20 protein-coding genes, 1 tRNA gene and 1 pseudogene are annotated in these 17,857 nt (G+C 57.1%); 7 read left to right on the top strand and 15 right to left on the bottom strand.

Translation table 11 applies throughout. The features are described from left to right. Nucleotides 1-38: 38 nt before the first annotated feature. Nucleotides 39-530, top strand: coding sequence for a TRAP transporter small permease subunit (locus tag N1037_02870; GenBank protein ID UWS79985.1), 492 nt, complete (start codon nucleotides 39-41; stop codon nucleotides 528-530). Further along, nucleotides 530-1,852 carry a TRAP transporter large permease subunit gene (locus N1037_02865; GenBank protein UWS79984.1) on the top strand — a complete coding sequence of 441 codons (1,323 nt, stop codon included), beginning with the start codon at nucleotides 530-532 and terminating at the stop codon, nucleotides 1,850-1,852. The genes N1037_02870 and N1037_02865 overlap by 1 nt, the downstream gene beginning before the upstream one ends. Before the next feature lie 74 nt (nucleotides 1,853-1,926). Here N1037_02865 and N1037_02860 read toward each other — a convergent pair whose 3' ends face one another. Further along, entirely contained in the window at nucleotides 1,927-3,468 is a 1,542-nt protein-coding gene (locus tag N1037_02860) for an alanine:cation symporter family protein (GenBank protein UWS79983.1), read from the bottom strand. Nucleotides 3,469-3,477: 9 nt separating this feature from the next. Continuing rightward, a complete protein-coding gene (locus N1037_02855) occupies nucleotides 3,478-3,915 on the bottom strand; it encodes a universal stress protein (GenBank protein ID UWS79982.1) in 438 nt (145 codons plus the stop codon). A 168-nt stretch (nucleotides 3,916-4,083) separates the two neighbouring features. On the opposite strand from N1037_02855, the gene N1037_02850 reads away from it, so the two are divergent. Beyond that, nucleotides 4,084-4,533 (top strand): Lrp/AsnC ligand binding domain-containing protein, encoded by a 450-nt coding sequence (locus N1037_02850; GenBank protein UWS79981.1) that lies wholly within the window; start codon nucleotides 4,084-4,086, stop codon nucleotides 4,531-4,533. Between the two features lie 125 nt (nucleotides 4,534-4,658). On the opposite strand, the gene N1037_02845 is transcribed toward N1037_02850, so the two are convergent. Then, a complete protein-coding gene (locus N1037_02845; GenBank protein ID UWS79980.1) occupies nucleotides 4,659-5,429 on the bottom strand; it encodes an FCD domain-containing protein in 771 nt (256 codons plus the stop codon). Nucleotides 5,430-5,679: 250 nt separating this feature from the next. Here N1037_02845 and N1037_02840 point away from each other — a divergent pair, with 250 nt between their 5' ends. After that, nucleotides 5,680-6,888 carry a PLP-dependent aminotransferase family protein gene (locus N1037_02840; GenBank protein UWS79979.1) on the top strand — a complete coding sequence of 403 codons (1,209 nt, stop codon included), beginning with the start codon at nucleotides 5,680-5,682 and terminating at the stop codon, nucleotides 6,886-6,888. A 9-nt stretch (nucleotides 6,889-6,897) separates the two neighbouring features. On the opposite strand, the pseudogene N1037_02835 reads toward N1037_02840, so the two are convergent. Both N1037_02835 and N1037_02830 read right to left on the bottom strand, forming a co-directional pair. Beyond that, nucleotides 6,898-7,020: pseudogene (locus tag N1037_02835) on the bottom strand (IS5/IS1182 family transposase). 94 nt (nucleotides 7,021-7,114) lie between these two features. Next, nucleotides 7,115-8,047: an IS5 family transposase gene (locus N1037_02830; GenBank protein ID UWS79978.1), complete on the bottom strand. Its 933-nt coding sequence runs from the start codon at nucleotides 8,045-8,047 to the stop codon at nucleotides 7,115-7,117. Nucleotides 8,048-8,130: 83 nt separating this feature from the next. Here N1037_02830 and N1037_02825 point away from each other — a divergent pair, with 83 nt between their 5' ends. Next, the gene (locus N1037_02825) at nucleotides 8,131-8,910 is read left to right on the top strand and encodes a helicase RepA family protein (protein UWS79977.1); all 780 of its coding nucleotides are present in this window, start codon (nucleotides 8,131-8,133) and stop codon (nucleotides 8,908-8,910) included. A gap of 253 nt (nucleotides 8,911-9,163) precedes the next feature. Then, nucleotides 9,164-9,823 carry a DNA-packaging protein gene (locus tag N1037_02820; protein UWS79976.1) on the top strand — a complete coding sequence of 220 codons (660 nt, stop codon included), beginning with the start codon at nucleotides 9,164-9,166 and terminating at the stop codon, nucleotides 9,821-9,823. Between the two features lie 111 nt (nucleotides 9,824-9,934). On the opposite strand, the gene N1037_02815 is transcribed toward N1037_02820, so the two are convergent. The 10 genes from N1037_02815 to N1037_02770 all read right to left on the bottom strand — a co-directional run bounded on the left by N1037_02815 (nucleotide 9,935) and on the right by N1037_02770 (nucleotide 16,581). Further along, entirely contained in the window at nucleotides 9,935-10,387 is a 453-nt protein-coding gene (locus N1037_02815; GenBank protein ID UWS79975.1) for a hypothetical protein, read from the bottom strand. A 313-nt stretch (nucleotides 10,388-10,700) separates the two neighbouring features. Continuing rightward, nucleotides 10,701-10,775 (bottom strand) — tRNA-Phe (locus N1037_02810). An 82-nt stretch (nucleotides 10,776-10,857) separates the two neighbouring features. Continuing rightward, entirely contained in the window at nucleotides 10,858-11,061 is a 204-nt protein-coding gene (gene yacG, locus N1037_02805) for a DNA gyrase inhibitor YacG (protein ID UWS79974.1), read from the bottom strand. Continuing rightward, a complete protein-coding gene (locus N1037_02800) occupies nucleotides 11,058-12,080 on the bottom strand; it encodes a ribonuclease E/G (protein UWS79973.1) in 1,023 nt (340 codons plus the stop codon). The genes yacG and N1037_02800 overlap by 4 nt, the downstream gene beginning before the upstream one ends. Continuing rightward, nucleotides 12,077-12,658 (bottom strand): Maf family protein, encoded by a 582-nt coding sequence (locus tag N1037_02795; GenBank protein ID UWS79972.1) that lies wholly within the window; start codon nucleotides 12,656-12,658, stop codon nucleotides 12,077-12,079. The genes N1037_02800 and N1037_02795 overlap by 4 nt, the downstream gene beginning before the upstream one ends. Nucleotides 12,659-12,835: 177 nt before the next feature. Then, nucleotides 12,836-13,054 (bottom strand): translation initiation factor IF-1, encoded by a 219-nt coding sequence (infA, locus tag N1037_02790; protein ID UWS79971.1) that lies wholly within the window; start codon nucleotides 13,052-13,054, stop codon nucleotides 12,836-12,838. A gap of 84 nt (nucleotides 13,055-13,138) precedes the next feature. Further along, complete coding sequence (locus N1037_02785) at nucleotides 13,139-14,017, bottom strand: carbon-nitrogen hydrolase family protein (GenBank protein UWS79970.1); 879 nt, start codon at nucleotides 14,015-14,017, stop codon at nucleotides 13,139-13,141. A gap of 525 nt (nucleotides 14,018-14,542) precedes the next feature. Further along, nucleotides 14,543-15,001, bottom strand: coding sequence for a low molecular weight phosphatase family protein (locus N1037_02780; protein UWS79969.1), 459 nt, complete (start codon nucleotides 14,999-15,001; stop codon nucleotides 14,543-14,545). Nucleotides 15,002-15,004: 3 nt separating this feature from the next. Beyond that, entirely contained in the window at nucleotides 15,005-15,484 is a 480-nt protein-coding gene (locus tag N1037_02775) for a UPF0262 family protein (protein ID UWS79968.1), read from the bottom strand. Nucleotides 15,485-15,708: 224 nt separating this feature from the next. Continuing rightward, entirely contained in the window at nucleotides 15,709-16,581 is an 873-nt protein-coding gene (locus N1037_02770) for a LysR substrate-binding domain-containing protein (GenBank protein UWS79967.1), read from the bottom strand. A gap of 105 nt (nucleotides 16,582-16,686) precedes the next feature. Here N1037_02770 and N1037_02765 point away from each other — a divergent pair, with 105 nt between their 5' ends. Beyond that, the gene (locus tag N1037_02765) at nucleotides 16,687-17,802 is read left to right on the top strand and encodes a spermidine/putrescine ABC transporter substrate-binding protein (protein ID UWS79966.1); all 1,116 of its coding nucleotides are present in this window, start codon (nucleotides 16,687-16,689) and stop codon (nucleotides 17,800-17,802) included. The last annotated feature ends 55 nt before the right edge of the window (nucleotides 17,803-17,857 follow it).

The following is a 17,857-nucleotide window of genomic DNA, read 5'->3' as shown; positions in this document are numbered from 1 at the left end:
GGCTGGCGCGGGATGGTGCCGCATTCGCGGAGTTTCTTATGATAACACTGTCCCGGCGCATCACTGCGCTCAACCGAGGTTTGTTCGCCTGTGCGAAATGGCTGATCTACGCCATCGTCTTGTTGATGCTGTGGGAAGTGCTCTCGCGCTATGTGTTGTCGTCGCCCACTTCCTGGGCCCCGGAATTGGCGACCTTGATCTTTGGTCCCTTCTTTCTGTTGGGAGGACCATATCTGCTCCACCTCGGCGGCCATGTCGCGGTGGATGTCGCCTCGGCAAAGGCGACGGGACGGCTCGCCGTGGGGCTGAAACTGATCGGTCTGGTCTTGGCTGCAGTCTTTGGCGCGATCCTGTTGTGGTTCAGTGTGCCTTTGGTGATGCAGTCTTTCAGCTATGGGGAGACCAGCTACTCCGCATGGAATCCAATTATATGGCCCGCCAAGGCCTTTTTGCCGCTCAGTGCAGTGCTGTTGATGCTTCAGGCCCTCGCCGAGGCGATCGACGTGCTGTTTGAGCCGGAGGCCGTGTGATGGAAAGCTCTTTTGTTCTGCTGTTTATGTTCACCTCTCTCATCGCTTTCATGTTGAGCGGGGCGGGGCTTGCTTTTGTCCTGGGCGCGATTGCCTTTATTTCGACCATTCTGTTGTGGGGCCCATCCGCTCTGATCGTGGCGGTTCTCAACACATTCGAGACCATGACGTCAGAGTCACTTATGGCGATCCCGCTCTATGTGCTGATGGCCTCGATCCTCCAAAAATCTGCCATCATTGATGCGCTTTATGATGCCATGGAAACATGGTCGGCGCGTCTCAATGGTGGTTTGGCCGTGGGCACGATCATCATCTGCACCATCCTTGCGGCGATGACCGGGGTTGTCGGCGCTGCGGTGGCTGCGATGGGGATCCTGGCTTTGCCGTCGATGCTGTCGCGCGGCTACCATCCGCCGCTTGCCTTGGGGGCGATCTGTGCGGGGGGGACCTTGGGGATTTTGATCCCACCATCTGTCGTGACAATCGTCTATGCCATCACAGCGCAAATTTCGATCGGGCAGATGTTTGCGGCAGGGATCGTGCCGGGTCTCATCTTGGCAGGCAGCTACATCGCCTACATCCTCATTCGAACCTGGATTAATCCGGCGCTCGCACCAAAACCAGAACAGGTGGATGATCTGCCGCTGGGCGTAAAGCTGGCCAAACTGAAAAGCCTCATCTTGCCTGCCTTCGTGGTTCTGGGGGTGCTTGGATCTATTTACACAGGGATCGCGACCCCAACCGAAGCCGCCGCTGTCGGCGTGTTAGGAGCGGCAATGTCTGCGATGGTCACCCGCCGCCTGTCCTTCACCATGCTGTCAGGCGCCGCGACAGAAACTCTGCGCGTTACGGCCATGATACTCTGGATCACCATTGGTGCGCGTGCATTTATTTCGGTTTTTGTAGCCACAGGCGGTGCAGATTCGATCCTTGGCTTTGTTGAAAGCTTTGAGGCATCACGTTGGATTATCTTAGGCGTGATGGTTCTGGTGCTGATCTTCTTGGGGCTGTTTCTGGATGAAATCGGGATCATCTTGCTCTGTGTGCCAGTGTTCCTGCCGATCATCACCACGCTTGATTTTGATCCGCTCTGGTTCGGTGTGCTTTTCATGATCACCGCGCAGATGGCCTATATCACTCCCCCCTTTGGCTACACCTTGTTCTACCTGAAAGGCGTTCTTCCCGACGGGATCGGCATCGGACAAGTATACCGGGGGGTTATTCCGTTCTTCCTGATCCAGGTGGGTGTATTGATCCTGTTCGCGGTCTTTCCGGACCTGGTCACCTGGCTTCCCGAAGCGCTGAGCCAAGTCGGAAAATAGGCCAGAAAGGCTTATGCGCCAAGCCCACAGCGTTAAAGTCCCCGACGCACTAAGGTGCATCGGGGATTTGGTACCTAGTGGTTGAACTTCTTAATTTCCCCTTTCGCCAACCGTTCCGAGTAGCTGTTGAGCTCCACCCGAACGAGCTTCATCAAGAAATACAGAGCCAGAATGTTCACAACAGCCATCGCAAAGATCGCGGCATCAGAGAAATCGATGACCGGACCAAGTGAGGCAGAGGCACCGATCACAATGAAGATGCAGAAGATCACCTTGAACACCAGCTCGGTCACTTTTCCTTCTCCAAAGAGGTAGGTCCATGCCTTGAGACCGTAGTAGCTCCAGGAAATCATGGTGGAGAAGGCAAAGAGGACCACCGCGAGTGCCAGTACAAAGGGGAACCAGCTAATCGTCGATCCAAAGGCCGCAGATGTCAGAGCAACGCCTGTGTTCCCATCGACCGTGGCGATCGCCGAGCCCGCCTCGTTGAGCATGTAAACGCCGGTCGCCTCATCAATGATCAATTGTTGTGAAATCACGATAACCAAGGCGGTCATTGTACAGATGACAACAGTATCGATCAGCGGTTCGAGCAAAGACACAAAACCTTCGGTAATCGGTTCTTTTGTCTTCACGGCCGAATGGGCAATCGCCGCCGAGCCAACCCCGGCTTCGTTGGAAAATGCCGCCCGTTTGAAGCCTTGGATCAGGGCCCCAACCATGCCGCCAGCGACGCCCAAACCAGTGAAGGCACCTGCAAAGATCTGGCCGAAGGCCCAACCGATCATGTCATAGTTCATGATCAGGATGATCAGCGCAGCACCAACATACAGGATACCCATCAACGGGACGACTTTCTCGGTCACGTTGGCGATGGATTTGATACCGCCCACGATCACCGCAAAGACAACACCCGCAAAAATGAGACCCGTGATCCAGCCGGGATAGTCCCCAACAATCCCAGAAATCTGGGCGTGGGCCTGGTTGGCTTGGAACATGTTGCCACCACCCAATGCGCCCAAGATACAAAAGATCGAGAACAGAACGGCCAGGATTTTCCCACCAGGCAACCCAAGCTCAGTAAAGCCTTTGGAGATGTAGTACATCGGGCCACCAGAGACGGTGCCATCGTCGTATTCATTGCGGTACTTTACGCCCAGCGTACATTCGGTGAATTTCGACGCCATGCCCAACAAACCCGCGAGGATCATCCAGAAGGTTGCCCCCGGTCCGCCAATGCCGACGGCGACCGCCACACCTGCAATATTCCCAAGCCCCACTGTCCCGGACAAAGCCGTCGCAAGCGCCTGGAAGTGACTGACTTCACCGGCATCATTGGGATCGGAATAGTCCCCTTTCACCAATCCAATAGCATGGCTGAAAAAGCGGAACTGAACCGCGCCAAAGTAGATGGTGAAAACCGTGGCCGCAATAACCAGCCACATAACGATCCAGGGAAAGCTGGTCCCAGGAACAGGGGCAAAAATGAAGCTGACAAATGGGCCTGTCACTGTGGCAAAGGCCTGATTTACCTGTTCGTCAATGCCTTGGGCAAAGGCTGCAGGTGCTGCACTGCTGGCGATAAGCGCCGACATAAGTGTTTTAAATGATTTCATGACTGACCTCTATCCAACAACCGTAACCGGCACGTCTGCGTGCATGACCAAGTTCTGTGTCGAACTACCAAAAATACGCTTTGTGAACCCATCATTGGACACGCGGCCGACAATGATCTGGGAGGCACCATGTTCGGTGGCGATCCGGTTCAGAGTCTCGGCAACATCGCCATGCTGGACCAGCCCTTGCGCCTGAATCCCAGCGTCGTTCAGTTTTTCGACGGCGGGTGTCACCACCCGTGTTGTCGCGATCTTGATCTCTTCTTCACGCCTTTTGTGACGTTTTTCGTTCTCTTCCGCAGTCTGGAAAGTGAAAGGGGACCATTCGATAACATAGGCAACGATCAACGCGCTGTTTTCGAGACGGGACGCAATGTCCCGAGCAAAGGTTAGAGCGCGTTCACCGGTTTCTGTGCCATCCAGTCCAACTACTATTTTAACGGTCATTGGTCAGGCTCCGTGTTGGTTTTTTTATGCCACTACCGTTTTCAGCGGAGTGAAAAACGGTACTAACAATTTTAAGGACAAGTGATTATCACTAGATAATGGTGATGAAAGCAGGGTAAAAGCTGAGAAAAAGCCTATGCTGTGGCAATTTTCTAGGGAAAAACACTAATGAGTAGAGAAATCGACAACATAGATATCAAAATTCTACAAGAGCTCGAATCGGATGGACGGCTTTCTATTGTTGACCTTGCTCAACGGGTAAACCTGACCAACACACCCTGCTCAGAGCGGGTCAAACGGTTGGAAAGGTCCGGCTATATCACCGGGTATCGCGCGACGTTGGATTTGGACAAAATGGGTCTCAGCCACCTCACCGTGGTGCAAGTTTCGCTGACAGCAACGGGGGGAGACAACTCGCTTGATGCCTTCAACAAGGCGGTCCGTGCCATCCCCGAGGTCGAACGGTGCCTCATGCTGGCGGGGGCCTTTGATTATCTTTTGACGGTGCGTACCAAAGATATGCGGCACTTTCGGGAGGTTCTGGGGGACAGCATCAACAAGCTGCCGGGCATCCTGCAGACAAATTCCTTCGCTGTGATGGAAGTCGTTAAAAACTAAGGAGCCATTGGCAACCCAAGCAAGGGTGGCTCAAGACAGGCGGCAGGCTGCGGGTGCAGTTCTGAGCTTGGGGCGCGACAGGAGAGGCGCCCAATGCCTGGGAGGCCGTACAGGGCGGCGGGCTGCTACCCCTTTCCGCTTTCATGCTCGAGCCTCTGCTGGGCGATCTCGGCATTGCGGAGGCTGCGCTGGTGGTCGATCAGTGACTGTTTCACATAGTCCAGATGGGCCTCGACGGCCGTACGCGCGGCGACGGGATCTCGGGCCTGGAGGGCGGCATTGATGGCGCTGTGCTGGGCCAGAAGCACCTCAAAGGTGGTGTGGCGGCTGAACATGATGCGGCGGTTGTAGAACACGCCTTCGTGCAGCAGGTCAAACATCGACCGCATCATATGCAGCATCACCACATTGTGGCTGGCGTCCATGATGGCGGAATGGAACTGGGCGTCCAGACTGGCGGCAGCATCCGACAGCGACGGATCACCGGCCGCAACCATTTTATCGAATATGGTCTGGATCAGTTTCAGATCCGCATCCGAGCCAAATTTGGCGGCGCGCTCGGCTGCCAGTCCTTCCATGTCACGGCGAAAGCTCAGGTAATCAAACACCGCCTCATCATGGCGGGCAAACAGCCGGATGAGCGCAGGCGAGAAGGCAGAGCCCAGCACATCAGCCACAAAGACCCCCGATCCGGCCTTGGCCTCCAGCAGTCCAACCTCCTGCAGCTCGGCAATGGCATCACGCAACGAAGGCCGTGAAACGCCCAGACGTTCGGCCAGTTCCCGCTCCGAAGGCAGACGTTCTCCCGGCGACAGGATGCCCCGCAGGATCAGCTGTTCGATCTGGCGCACCACAGAGGCTGAAAGTTTCTCGGGTTGGACTTTTTGAAACGGCATGGGGGTCTCGGGTTGAACTTGGGCGGGACGTGAACGGGGTCGGACGGGGCTGGTGCAGGTAGGACCAGTTTAAGAGCGACTGGCCGCTGCAATTGGTAAAAACATATGACCGCACCTAGTGCAAGGCAACAAGCAGTACGCAGGATTTGCAAAGTATGATCACATCTTTTGAAATATTAGGTCAGTATTATTGACTAGTTTTGAAACTTTCCTACCTTCCCCCACAAGCTAAACCCAAAAGGAAGTCGCCATGTTGCTGAAACAGCTCTTTGCCACCCGCACGCACCGTATGGAGGCTTCCGAAATTCGCGAACTGCTGAAACTGTTGAACCGGCCTGGGCTCTTGTCCTTTGCCGGCGGTATCCCTGACCCGGATCTGTTCCCCGCGGCAGCGTTTTCCGCAGCCTTTCAGGCCGCACTGGAACCGGAGTATCAGGCCCAGGCGCTGCAGTATTCGGTCAGCGAGGGCTACCTGCCGCTGCGCCAGTGGATCCAACGGGAAATGACACGCATGGGTGTGCCCTGTGACACGGATAATATCCTGATCACCTCTGGCTCGCAGCAGGCTCTGGATTACCTGGGAAAACTATTCCTCTCTCCCAATGATACTGCGCTTGTGGGCTGGCCGACCTACCTGGGTGCCTTAGCGGCTTTTAACGCCTATGAACCGCGCTACGATCAGCTCAACCCGGGCGGCAACCGATCCCCAGCCAGCTACCGCGATGCCGCAGCTGAGGCCAACAGCCGGGTGAAGTTTGCCTATCTGTCGCCGGATTTTGCCAATCCCACCGGCGAGACTCTATCGCTGTCGGGGCGCAAGGCTTTGCTGGACCTGACCGAGGAGCTGGGCTGCGCGGTGATCGAAGATGGCGCCTATCATGCCCTGCGCTATGAAGGGGAAACAATCCCACCCGTTTTGGCGCTGGAGATTGCACAGAAGGGCAGCCTTGAGCAGTGTCGGACGGTCTATTGCGGGTCTTTCTCCAAAACCCTGTCGCCTGGCCTGCGCCTGGGCTGGGTGGTGGCCAGCAAGCCGGTCATCGCGCAGCTGGTTTTGATGAAACAAGCGGCAGACCTGCATTCTCCAACGTTGAACCAGATGGCGGTACATCAGGTGGCGGAGGCCTGCTTTGACGCCCATGTCGCCGGGCTAAGACAGGCCTATGGAGCACGTCGTGATGCAATGCTTTCCGCCCTGCAGACCTATATGCCCAAAGGGGTGACTTGGACCCGCCCCAAAGGCGGCATGTTTGTCTGGCTCACGCTGCCCCAACATGTGGACACCGCCGAAGTGCTGGTTCGCGCTCTGGATCAGGAGAATATTGCCTTTGTTCCGGGACAGGCCTTCTTTGCCGATGGCGCGGGCTGCAACACACTGAGGTTGAGCTTTTCGGCGCTGGATGAGGCGGAAATCCGGACCGGCATCGAGCGGCTTGGACGGTTACTATCAGACGCCTAGGGTCAGGACTCATAGCCAATAGATGACGGTTGCTGCGAGCGCGATCACTGAGAGGAACACCTTTGGGCATCTATCGTATCGGGTCGCCACACGCCGCCAATCCTTCAGCCTGCCAAACATGATCTCTATTCTCCCCCACCATCGCACCCGTCGAAGATGGGTAGTCCATATGGGCTTTGTTGCACAAATCGGGGTCTGAGCGCATTTCCCCTTTCCCTGGACGGATTTACCCTACGGGCTCTGTGACGGGTATGCCAAGAGCGGTGTAGCGGTTTAGGACCGCGATGCGGACTTGGATTTCCGCTACCTGCCGGTCGAAGTCCCAGGCCATCAGCGATTGGTCGAGCAGCTTCACACAGTGCATCTTGGTTTCAACGCGGCTTCGGCGGTGGTATCCGCTCCATCGTCGCCACAGCGCGCGCCCTAGGTATCGTGAGGCATTGACCGCTTCGTTTCTTGCGATGGCTCCGGCGCGTGTGGGTTTCCACGGTTTGGCGTTCTTGCGCGGCGGAATGACTGCATGAGCGCCCCGTGCTGCAATCACGTCATGGCATCTGCGCGTGTCGTAGGCACCATCGGCGGTCACTGACCCAAGGTCCTGATCTGGTGGGATTTGGTTGAGCAGTTCAGGCAACATGGGCGCATCACCGATGTTGCTGGTGGTGACCTCTACCGCGCGAACCTCCAGCGTTTCCTCATCAATCCCGATATGTATCTTGCGCCAAATACGTCGCTTGGGGCCGCCATGCTTGCGGGCGTTCCATTCACCTTCGCCCTCTGCCTTGATGCCTGTGCTATCGATCAGAAGGTTCAGTGGGCCAGTCCCACCGAAATACGGCAAGCTCACGTTCAGCGTCTTCTGGCGGCGCCACAGCGTACTGAAATCGGGCACGGACCAATCCAGTCCGACCAGCCGCAACAGACTCTCAACGAACCCAGCCGTCTGCCTCAGTGGCATACCGAAAAGGACTTTCATGGTCAGACAGGTCTGGATCGCGGCATCGCTGAACTTGCATTGACGACCGCGCCTGCCGGTCGGTGGCGGTGTCCAAACCATCTCGGGATCAAACCAGATCGCCAACGATCCACGCTGCTTCAGCGCGTCATTGGAAGACGACCAATTCGTGGTCTTATACTTCGTAGGGGCCCAACTGCTCATGCATCCCAGCTATCACGCTGGATTCATACAGTGAATCCCCGTCACGATTTGTGCAACAAAGCCGTTCAGGCATCAAGAACAGGTTGTCCGCGATCAAGGTGGCGAAACCCGCACTGGATGCCCGCGAGGGCTTCTACCTGCTGCCAACGCAACTCGACCTGCACGGGGCGGATGACGCTGCCGCCCTGTGCATGGCGATGCCAGTCATGGCGGCGTCTCTTGTCGTGGTGGATACCATGGCCCGCTCCATGGGTGGCGGCGACGAGAACAGTTCCCGTGACGTGTCGCAATTCGTGGCGAACATCGATGCAATCCGCACCCAAACCGGGGCGCATGTTCTGGTGATCCACCATTCGGGAAAGAATGCCGAGGCCGGGGCACGGGGATCATCTGCACTGCGGGCTGCGATTGATACCGAAATCGCAATCACTGACCGGCAGATCACATGCGCGAAGCAGCGGGACATGGAGTTCCCCAACCGGCTGTTCTTTAACCTCGAGTCGGTTGAACTCGGGCGCGACCGCGATGGCGAGCCTGTCACCAGCGCCGTAGTCGTGGAGGCCAGCGCCACGGCCAGAACCGCGAAGCCCTTAAGGGGCCGGGAAGAGGTCGCCGCGCAAGCCTTGGCCGAAGCCCTGCGTTTGTATGGCGAGAAGCACAACAGGGAGAACATCCCCAACAACCGCGATGCTGTGGCCTTGGTCCGATGGCGGGATCAGTGCGAGGCGTTCGGGCTGACCGAGAAGGACGCGACCAAGGACGCGAAGCGCAAGGCATTCGACCGGGCAAAGCAGCGCCTCATGGATCACGATCATATCCGCGTTTGGGGTGATTTCGTGTGGAAGGTGCAGGCCGATGACTAGGATCTTCAACCTCGAACCGGACACCCGGACAAAACGGACACCCCTAAAGGGGGGTGTCCTGTCCGTCCGGTCTGGAATGTCGCGTGGACAAAATGGACACGCCGGGATTTGTCCGGTCTACCAAAAGTAAAATCAAATACTTACGGGAAACCTCCCTTCTTCTTCGCGGACAACTCCCCGGACTTTTTGGACGTTTGTCCCGTCCAGCCTGGACAAAGCGTTTTGTCCGCCTCGAAAACCGTCAGGAGATAGCATGACAGCGGGTAACCAAGAGACCGAAAAACGGGGCGGCGATGGTCGCTTCAAGGAGGGCAACCGCTTCTGGAAGGCCCGCGCGTCTCACGGCAGGCCACCGCTCTACAACGACCCCGACCACCTATGGCGGGACTGCTGCGGCTACTTCGAGTGGACCGTCGATAACCCGCTCTGCGAACAAAAGGCATTCGTCCATCAAGGCGAGGCAGTCTTCGCCCAGGTGTCGAAAATGCGGGCCATGACGATTGCCGGACTGTGCAACTTTCTCGGCATTACCCGCGAAACGTGGATCGACTGGCGCAACAAGCGCGCGGATTTATCTGAGGTCATCTCCTGCGTCGAGGCCGTCATCTGGCGCCAGAAGTTCGAGGGCGCTGCCGCCGGGTTACTCAACGCAAACCTTATCTCGCGCGACCTCGGGCTTGTTGACCGGCAAGAACACACCGGAGAGGGCGGCGGGCCGATCAAGGCGCCAAATGTAACGGACCTCGAACTCGCTCGGCGAGTCGCGTTCCTGCTCGCCAAGGGGGCGAGGGAATCGGATGCACAAGAATCCCAGAACGGGCCATCAACTTCACAAAGGAACAACGAACATGAAGGCCGACACGCTGGAACAGGAGTTGGAGCGCAAAGAGCGCGCGGGGAACGAAGCGGCTAAAGTCTAGGGCCAAACCTGCAACAAGTCAGAGGCCGGGGGCGATGGTTCCCGGCTTTTCTGTGCGGTGCGCACCGCGTTTTGGGTCTGTAACGTAGAAACACTGTTTGGTTCTCAACTCGCCTCACCGGCATGGCCGGGTTCAGTTCTGAACCACACGACTCCGTTTTCCATCAAGGTACGCAGAACCTTGGGGTCAGAGATTGCAGCTTTCCTAACGTCGGCAATGGTTAAACTTCGACCTGCTCGGAACGCTATGACTGCGCCCAGAAAGCACAACAACCCGATTTTCCAGGACACAAAAATGAAAGCCGGAATCGACGCAATCGCAAAGATAGGTACAAGAAAAACAAGCATCTGGGATAGAGAGGATACCTTTAGGCCCCTGCTTGCCGCCGCAAGGGCACGGGTACGGTCAACAAAGATTCTTGCTTCGCCCTCCTGAAAGATTTCCAAGATTTTCGCAGGTGGAAAGCGGTTCAAAACCTTATCGCGCTCCGACATAATATTCTCAAGGTGTTCGGGCAGGATGCGAGGCATCTTGTGTACATCGTAGATATTGAGCATTTTCCACCTCCAAGCCATTTCAAAACCACCACACTCTCATCTATCTGGGAAGACTTTTCTCCCAGACGTCTCAGCCTGAGGCGGCGCATGGCGCTAACCAGCATACAAAATCAGGAGTGGAAAAGTTTTCCGCTCCTACATTCTCGGACGATCAAGCCGAAAAGACTGGCATGAGCAGGCGAGCCGTACAACGGGATGCCGAGCACGGGGAGAAAATCACACTACCCGGTGGAATTAGGGTGTACAGGGGGGTGGTCAGAAAACGCCGAATTCCACTCAAGTGATTGAAATTAAATGAATTTACTGAAGTAAATGGTGCCCGGGGGCGGAATCGAACCACCGACACGAGGATTTTCAATCCACTGCTCTACCCCTGAGCTACCCGGGCACGGGAAAGGCTTCAAACCTTGGGTGTGGGCCTTCTATGATGTCCACGCGGTGGTGTCCAGAGGGTTTTTGAAAGAAAAATGCTAATGCTGCGTTGGCGGAGTATTTGCCGTATTGAGTTCCGTATCCTCTGCTTCTTTCATTGCGTTTTCAATGTCTTCTGGATCATTGCTCGGAACGGCATAGCTGCCATTCATCCAGTTGGCCAAATCCAGATTAGCGCAGCGCTTTGAGCAAAAGGGGCGATGGGCCTGATTGGTTGCAAGTCCGCAAATCGGGCAACTCATGACAACAGCTCCGACAGGACAACGCGAGCGCGTTTGCGTTGCAGCTCATAGTTGCCCAGATTGGTCCATCCCACCATGGTCGTTTCTTCGCTATCTGCGCGCAGAGCCGCGCGCAATGCGCTCTCGAAGGTGCTGCGGTCCTTTTTGGGCATGGGGGCAACATCAATCACAATCTGGCCCGCAAGGCCACGCAGGCGCAGGGCGCGGGGCAGAAGTTTGGCGCAGGCGATATTTGTTTTGGTTCCGGCCGCCAGAGAGGTGTCGCTGCCGGTATTAACATCTACGGCCACCAGGGCGCGTGTTGGTTCGATAAACAGATGGCCACCGCCGGGCAGCGATTCGCGAATGGTGAGCGTAACATCCAGCGCATCAAGAACACCGTGGTGTTCAAAATCGCCAGCTTCCCGGAATACTTCGGCTGGTTGCGACCATTCTCGCCAGGCGCGTAGGTGGGGGCCGTCTCCTTCTGTCAGGACCTCCATCTCGCCCTCTGCATCCGCAAGCACCTGGGAGGCCAGATCCGCCATGGCGGCGATGTCTTCAGCCACCTCATCCGCATCCGCCCCTGCACAGGCTGACCGCAGGATCATGCCATAGTCCGCCCCCTCCAGGGCACCATGGGCAATTTCCAACAGCCTGTCGCGTTCCTCTTCATCCCGAATGGCGCGAGAAATATTGATCCCCGGCGCCCCGGGAGTGGCAATGGCATAGCGGCTTTTGAACAGTAGCTTTTGGGTCACGGGGATGGCTTTGCCAGGCTCTGCATAGCCGGACACCTGCACCAACAGCATCTGACCAGGCGCCAACCCTTTGACCTGTCGCAAAAATGCAGGGCCATCCGGGGTGGAGAGGAACATGCCGCCCTGGCCTTTGACCGGGCGGTCGGCCCTGGCCCGGTAGATGGTGCCCGGCAGCGGTGCATCGCCATCGATCAGAAAGTCATCAAGTTTTCCGTCCACCATAAGAGCGGCGGCTTCGCGGCCTTGGATATGGTCTAGAATGATTGAGCGGCCCTTCATGCGGCGGCCTCCTTGTAAAGCTTGCAGCCAGCGGCTTGCAGCATATTTGCGGTCTCTGCCAAGGGCAGGCCAACGATTCCGGTAAAAGACCCGCTGATCCAGGGAATAAAGGCCCCAGCCGGGCCTTGAATACCATACCCTCCGGCCTTGCCCTGCCAGTCATTACTCGCGAGGTAGGCGTTCAATTCGGCGTCGGACAGGCGCTTCATTTTGACCTGGCTCACCACCGAACGCTGCCAAAGCTTGTCGCCGCGACGCAGGGCGACTGCAGTGATCACCTGGTGGCGGCGTCCCGCAAGGGCCAGCAAAAACTCAGCGGCCTGTCCGGCATCAGCGGGCTTTCCCAATATGCGACGTCCCAAGGCAACCGTAGTATCCGCACATAGCACAACGTCATCGGCCTCTGCCGGGACAGCACTGACTTTTTCGCGGGTGACCCGGGTGCAATAGGCGCGGGGGAGCTCTCGTGCCAGAGGTGTTTCATCGATATCCGGCGGCCGCACAGCATCGGGTACAACACCCAGCTGCGCCAAAAGCTCTAGCCGCCGCGGACTGCCTGATCCCAGAATAAATGCCATTGCTTTGGCCCCTTTTCCATTTCACCCCGTCATAAAGCGGAATAGTCAAACAAGAAAGAGCAGCCCCTGGCTTCATCTTTCCGCAAATATTCCTGCCAGAGGCTGCGACCTGCAGGGCCGCACATACAAAAGCCCGGCACAATGGCCGGGCTTTGGTTCAATTGGCGGATCAACAGCTTACTTAAAGCGGTAGTTGATCCGGCCCTTGGTCAGGTCATAGGGGGTCATTTCCACCTGTACCCTGTCGCCAGCCAGAACACGGATGCGGTTCTTGCGCATCTTGCCCGCCGTATGTGCGATGATCTCATGGCCGTTTTCCAGCTCGACCCGAAACGTCGCATTAGGCAGGAGTTCCTTCACGACACCGGGAAATTCGAGCGTATCTTCCTTGGCCATGTTGTCTCCATATTCATATTACCCCGCCCAGCTGCGGGAACTGGGACTAAATGAGCCTATTCTCCCAATATTTCAAGGGCGCAATCACGGCTTGAGAAGGATTCTAGAGGTTTTTATCCTCTGCTCCTGTTCTGGCCAATGGCTGCGATTGCGCACCACCCCTGCGGCACGCACATCTGCAATGGTTTTCAGGTCAACCTCCGCCAGAGTCCAGCCTGGCTGCCCAAGGGTTCCTTCGGCGATAACACCGGTTGCAGGAAAGCCGGTATCAGGTGGCCCAAAGACCCCCCCCATGCCGAGATTGACCTCCACCGACGTCGACCAGGGCGCGGTGCCAACAACCGAGGCATGCGCCGTAACACATTGCCCTTCAAGTGCCCGTGACATGGCGCCAATGCGGACCCGCCAATACCCAGCCAGGGCCTCGGTGCAGGAAGGCACCAGGATGATATCCGCCTCCGTCAAAGCGCGCCCCAAAAGCGGAAACTCGCTGTCATAGCAGATCAAAACACCAATCTTGCCGAGGGCGGTATCAAACAGTTTCAATGGCCCGCCCGCGCCGATCTGCCAGGGATCACGCTCAAACATGGTCATGATCTGCTTATCCTGATGGTCCCGGGCGCCACAGGGGCTGTAAAACTCAGCCCGGTTCACCGGCAGATCAAAACCAGCCTTTACCGGGGCAGAAGCCCCTAGAATATATACATTATATTCGGCAGCGAGCTTTTGATGCAGTGCCGCCACATCGTCCATGCGGTCGGATACGGCGGTGATAGACCCTTGCAAATCCGCAGCCACACCTGGGCCATCCAGGGTGGACAGCTCCATCGCGCCGTATTCGGGGAAAACCAAAAGATCAGCGCCCTGACCTGCGGCATCTGCCACCCAGGCTGCTAGCTTGTCTTCATACTGTGCCCAGCTGTCGAGCCAATCAAGCGGGTAGGCAGCGGTTGCGATTTTCATAAGCTCAGATCCTTACTTATTTTGGCTTGCCACAACAGGCCAGACCAATAGAGAAATGGCAACTCTTCCTTTGGCCTATCTGAACCTCAAGCCCTTGCCGTCAGAGCGCGCGCCCAGAATTATAACGCCTTATCTGGGACACAAGATTTGCGAAATCCCTGCACGCAAACCGCGTCATTGCCCTAGCAATCAGCGCATGGCCTTAGCAGGCCCTATACGCGTTCCAGCGGCCTGTGTGGTGGCTTGGCCTCAGGCTGTGTGCTGAGGGGCTAAAGGCTGCAGAAGGCCAAAACTGAATGGCAGCGCGCCAGCATGGAAGGCACGAGGATAAAAAAAAAGCCATCCCCAGGGGCCTCCTCCGGTCGCGAAGCGACAAAACCGATTCGGCGCGGGCGACAACCTGGCCCGGATCAAAGCCACTGCAGGATGCGTAGCATGGTATTGAGACAGGGTTTCGCACAGCCCCACCCGGCAGGTTGATGGTTTCACCTGCAGTACCGCAATTACGGCGGGCACAGGGCCGGGTTATATGATTTCGCTTGCTTCGCCCCAGCGCGCCGTCAGCTGCTGGATAATCTGATCACGCGTTTGCCGATAGCTGTCCAGCTTGGCTTCACGTGTCTCGCCCAGGCCGGTGGGATCCATGATTGGCCAGTATTCAACATCCAAGTGAAAGACCCGCGTCAATTCCAAGGCACGGCGCTGGCTGGCAGGCGACAGCGCGATGACCAGATCAAAGGATGACAGATCATCGCCCCATTGCTCCATCTCGTCAAATGAGCGCGACCGATGGCGCGACAGTTCCACATCAATCTCTTGGCAGACCGCGACGCAAAACCCATCGATCTCAAGATCATTTTTGACGCCGACAGACTGCACATAGGTGCCAGTGCCATAGAACTTCTTCATGATCCCCTCAGCCATAGGCGAGCGGACCGCATTATGATCACAGCAGAACAATACGGACTGCGGTAACGCGCTCACCCATCACCCCCCAAAATGCAGCACACAAATAAGCGTAAAGAGGCGGCGGGCAGTATCGGTATCGACCTCCGCCTTACCTTCCAGGCGTTCTTGCAGCACCCGGCTGCCCTCGTTGTGAATGCCGCGCCGCGCCATATCAATGGTCTCGATTTGGCTGGGAGGAAGCGTTTTTACAGCGGAAAAGTAGCTCTCGCAGATCTGATAATAATCTTTCACCACCTGCCGGAAAGGGGAGAGCGACAGGTGAAATTCTGCAGCCTTTTCCCCAGTTTCGGTTTGCAGGTCAAACACGAGACGTTTTTCACGAATGGCAAGACCCAGATGGTAGGGGCCATCCACAACTGGTCGGTCCCCACGCGAAGGGAGTGTAAAAGAGTTTTCCTCGATTAGATCAAAAATCGCAACTTTTCGTTCCTGCTCGATCTCCGCTGTCGGCGGTGGCAGATTGCGGTCATCCAACTCGATTTGACTGATGCGGCTCATGGGCTTTGGTCTCTGTCGGGAAAGCGGTTCAACATTCTCTCTAATCCATGGTGCAGCCCGGAGCAAATGCACAGTTGCCCCAATAGGTGCCTGGACAACAAAATCGACCTATAATGACTACAAAAAACAGCAGCAAAAATGTCTTTGTACCTTGGGCGAGGATATTTTGGGCCAAATGAAGCTGGAACAAACACAGGCGCAAGATGCTGCCAGAGGCTTGGTATTCACACCTGTTGGGCGGCGTGCATGATCCAATCGGCGAATATCTTAACGCCTCTCTTGTTGCGCGACAGTGGGTTGAGCACGAGGCTATAGGCAAAGCCGCTCAGCTCGGGACCGGGTATCTGCCGGTAGCGGCCTGAGCTCAGACCGTCCGCGACAAGCGCACTGCTGGACAGAAGCGACCCCAACCCCTGATCCAGCGCATTGAAAGCGGCACTTTCATCACTGAAACGGGTGATCTGGTCCGTTGGGAATGCCTCCCCGGCTTCCTTGAACCATTCCTCCCAGGTCGGGCCGCCCATCTCCGGATTGCGCCAGCGAAACCCCAGCAAGCGAGTATCTTGCAAACCGGTGTCCGGGCACTCGGCCAGGCTGACGGGGATATAGCGGTCTGAAAGCAAAACCTCGGCTTGCTCACTCACAGCGGTGTGCGGGCCATACCGGATCGCCAGGTCCAGCCGGTCAGCTCGCAGGTCCAGCACATCGTCATCGGTCTCGACCTCGACCCTGATGTCGCCGTGCTGGTCGAAAAAGTCCCCGAGGCGCGGCACCAGCCAGCGTTCTGCAAAAGCATAGGTGGTTGTGACCCGGACCAGCGATTGTTCGACATCCTTGTCGAGCATTGCGAAGGCCTCGCCCAAGGTATCAAAGGCCGTCTGCAGTTTGGGAAACAGCTCCTGCCCGGCCGGCGTGAGGGCGATCTGGCGGGGGCGGCGTTCGACCAGCTGGAACCCGAGATAGGCTTCCAAATGCCTGATCTGGTGACTGATAGCCGTCGCGGTGACGCCGAGTTCACCCCCCGCATCAGCAAAACTGAGCCTTCGGGCGACCGCTTCGAAGGCACGAATTGCGTTTAACGGCGGGAGCTTACGCATGGCGTCCATCCCTGGGGAAAAGAAAACTCAGCATGGCCTGAAGAATGGTCATTTGTTTTTAAGCCTCCTCTTTCTGAAGCTTGTGGAATGAAAAGGGAGGACAAAATGACACGCAACATTATTACCACTCGGCGCCAATTGATCAAGGGGGGGCTCGCGGCAACCGCCGTCCTCGCCTCCCCGGCCGTTCTGCGAGCGCAGGGCCGCCGCGACCTGTCAATGCTCACCTGGGCAGGCCATGCCGACCCCGACGCGATCGGTGCATTCGAGGAAACGCACAACGTGCGGATCCGCGCCAAGGAGTACGTCGGTGGCGACCAGATGCTGGCGCAAATCGCCCAGTCTCCGGCCGGAACTTACGATGTGATCCTGTCGGACGCGGAATACGTGGTGCAATTGCAGCAGGCCGGCTTCATCGCCCCCCTGGCACCAGAAGACTATCCGTTTGACGACTTTTTTCCGGAGTTTCAGAATTTCCGTGGCCACTGGTTTGACGGTGATCCCTATGCGGTCTTTCTGCGGTTCGGGTTCCTCGGGCTGTCCCATAATCGCGCCGCGATGAGCGAGGCCGAAGCCCGCAGCTATCGCAGCATGTGGGACGCTCAGCATGAGGGGCGGATTGGCCATTTTGACTGGCATCTGCCCAACCTTGGAACGTTGAGCCTGGTGAACGGAAATGAGACGCCTTTCGACCTTGATGAGAGCCGCTGGTCAAAACTGACAGAAACGATGATGTCACTCCGGCCTCAGGTGCGCGGTTTTTATGACTACGGCGGGATGTTGTCGGCGCTGCGCTCCGGCGAGGTCGCTGCGATCCCCGGTATCGGCGACTGGATCACCGGCGTACTGGCCCGCGATGGTGCTGATGTCACCACCACCATCCCCGAGGAAGGTGGCCTGCAATGGACCGAGTCCCTGTCAATTGGTGCCGGGTCCAAAAATCAGGATCTGGCCCGGACATTTATCCAATACATGCTGTCACCCGAAGGCCAGGTCAAAACCGCCACGCTCAAGGCCTATCCAGCGATGATCCCGACGCGGTCGGGCTGGGCCCGGCTGAATGATGAACTGCCAGGAGAGGCACAGCGTCAAAACATGGTGCTGAACGGCCCAAACGCGCTCGATGAGATCCGCGCCGGACGTATCCGCCTGCGGGAGCTTCCAGTGCAACAACCATTGGAAACCTGGAACGACGCCTGGACCCGCTACAAGAACGCCTGATGCCCGGTCCGGTCCCGGCACTGCAAGCCGGGACCGCAACCCGATGGGAGATACC

The organism is Phaeobacter sp. G2 (genome assembly GCA_025163595.1).
Lineage (GTDB): Bacteria > Pseudomonadota > Alphaproteobacteria > Rhodobacterales > Rhodobacteraceae > Pseudophaeobacter.
Note: the sequence above shows the minus strand (reverse complement) of the source record. Positions and strands in the feature narration are given on the sequence as shown.

Excerpts from the sequence above, each read along its gene's own strand:
- infA (UWS79971.1), bottom strand. The coding sequence starts at position 13,054 with ATGGCCAAGGAAGATACGCTCGAATTTCCCGGTGTCGTGAAGGAACTC.
- N1037_02795 (UWS79972.1), bottom strand. The coding sequence starts at position 12,658 with ATGGCATTTATTCTGGGATCAGGCAGTCCGCGGCGGCTAGAGCTTTTG.
- N1037_02765 (UWS79966.1), top strand. The coding sequence starts at position 16,687 with ATGACACGCAACATTATTACCACTCGGCGCCAATTGATCAAGGGGGGG.
- N1037_02815 (UWS79975.1), bottom strand. The coding sequence starts at position 10,387 with ATGCTCAATATCTACGATGTACACAAGATGCCTCGCATCCTGCCCGAA.
- N1037_02820 (UWS79976.1), top strand. The coding sequence starts at position 9,164 with ATGACAGCGGGTAACCAAGAGACCGAAAAACGGGGCGGCGATGGTCGC.
- N1037_02775 (UWS79968.1), bottom strand. The coding sequence starts at position 15,484 with ATGAGCCGCATCAGTCAAATCGAGTTGGATGACCGCAATCTGCCACCG.
- N1037_02785 (UWS79970.1), bottom strand. The coding sequence starts at position 14,017 with ATGAAAATCGCAACCGCTGCCTACCCGCTTGATTGGCTCGACAGCTGG.
- N1037_02845 (UWS79980.1), bottom strand. The coding sequence starts at position 5,429 with ATGCCGTTTCAAAAAGTCCAACCCGAGAAACTTTCAGCCTCTGTGGTG.
- yacG (UWS79974.1), bottom strand. The coding sequence starts at position 11,061 with ATGAGTTGCCCGATTTGCGGACTTGCAACCAATCAGGCCCATCGCCCC.
- N1037_02855 (UWS79982.1), bottom strand. The coding sequence starts at position 3,915 with ATGACCGTTAAAATAGTAGTTGGACTGGATGGCACAGAAACCGGTGAA.
- N1037_02860 (UWS79983.1), bottom strand. The coding sequence starts at position 3,468 with ATGAAATCATTTAAAACACTTATGTCGGCGCTTATCGCCAGCAGTGCA.
- N1037_02770 (UWS79967.1), bottom strand. The coding sequence starts at position 16,581 with ATGCGTAAGCTCCCGCCGTTAAACGCAATTCGTGCCTTCGAAGCGGTC.
- N1037_02865 (UWS79984.1), top strand. The coding sequence starts at position 530 with ATGGAAAGCTCTTTTGTTCTGCTGTTTATGTTCACCTCTCTCATCGCT.
- N1037_02850 (UWS79981.1), top strand. The coding sequence starts at position 4,084 with ATGAGTAGAGAAATCGACAACATAGATATCAAAATTCTACAAGAGCTC.
- N1037_02840 (UWS79979.1), top strand. The coding sequence starts at position 5,680 with ATGTTGCTGAAACAGCTCTTTGCCACCCGCACGCACCGTATGGAGGCT.
- N1037_02800 (UWS79973.1), bottom strand. The coding sequence starts at position 12,080 with ATGAAGGGCCGCTCAATCATTCTAGACCATATCCAAGGCCGCGAAGCC.
- N1037_02870 (UWS79985.1), top strand. The coding sequence starts at position 39 with ATGATAACACTGTCCCGGCGCATCACTGCGCTCAACCGAGGTTTGTTC.
- N1037_02830 (UWS79978.1), bottom strand. The coding sequence starts at position 8,047 with ATGAGCAGTTGGGCCCCTACGAAGTATAAGACCACGAATTGGTCGTCT.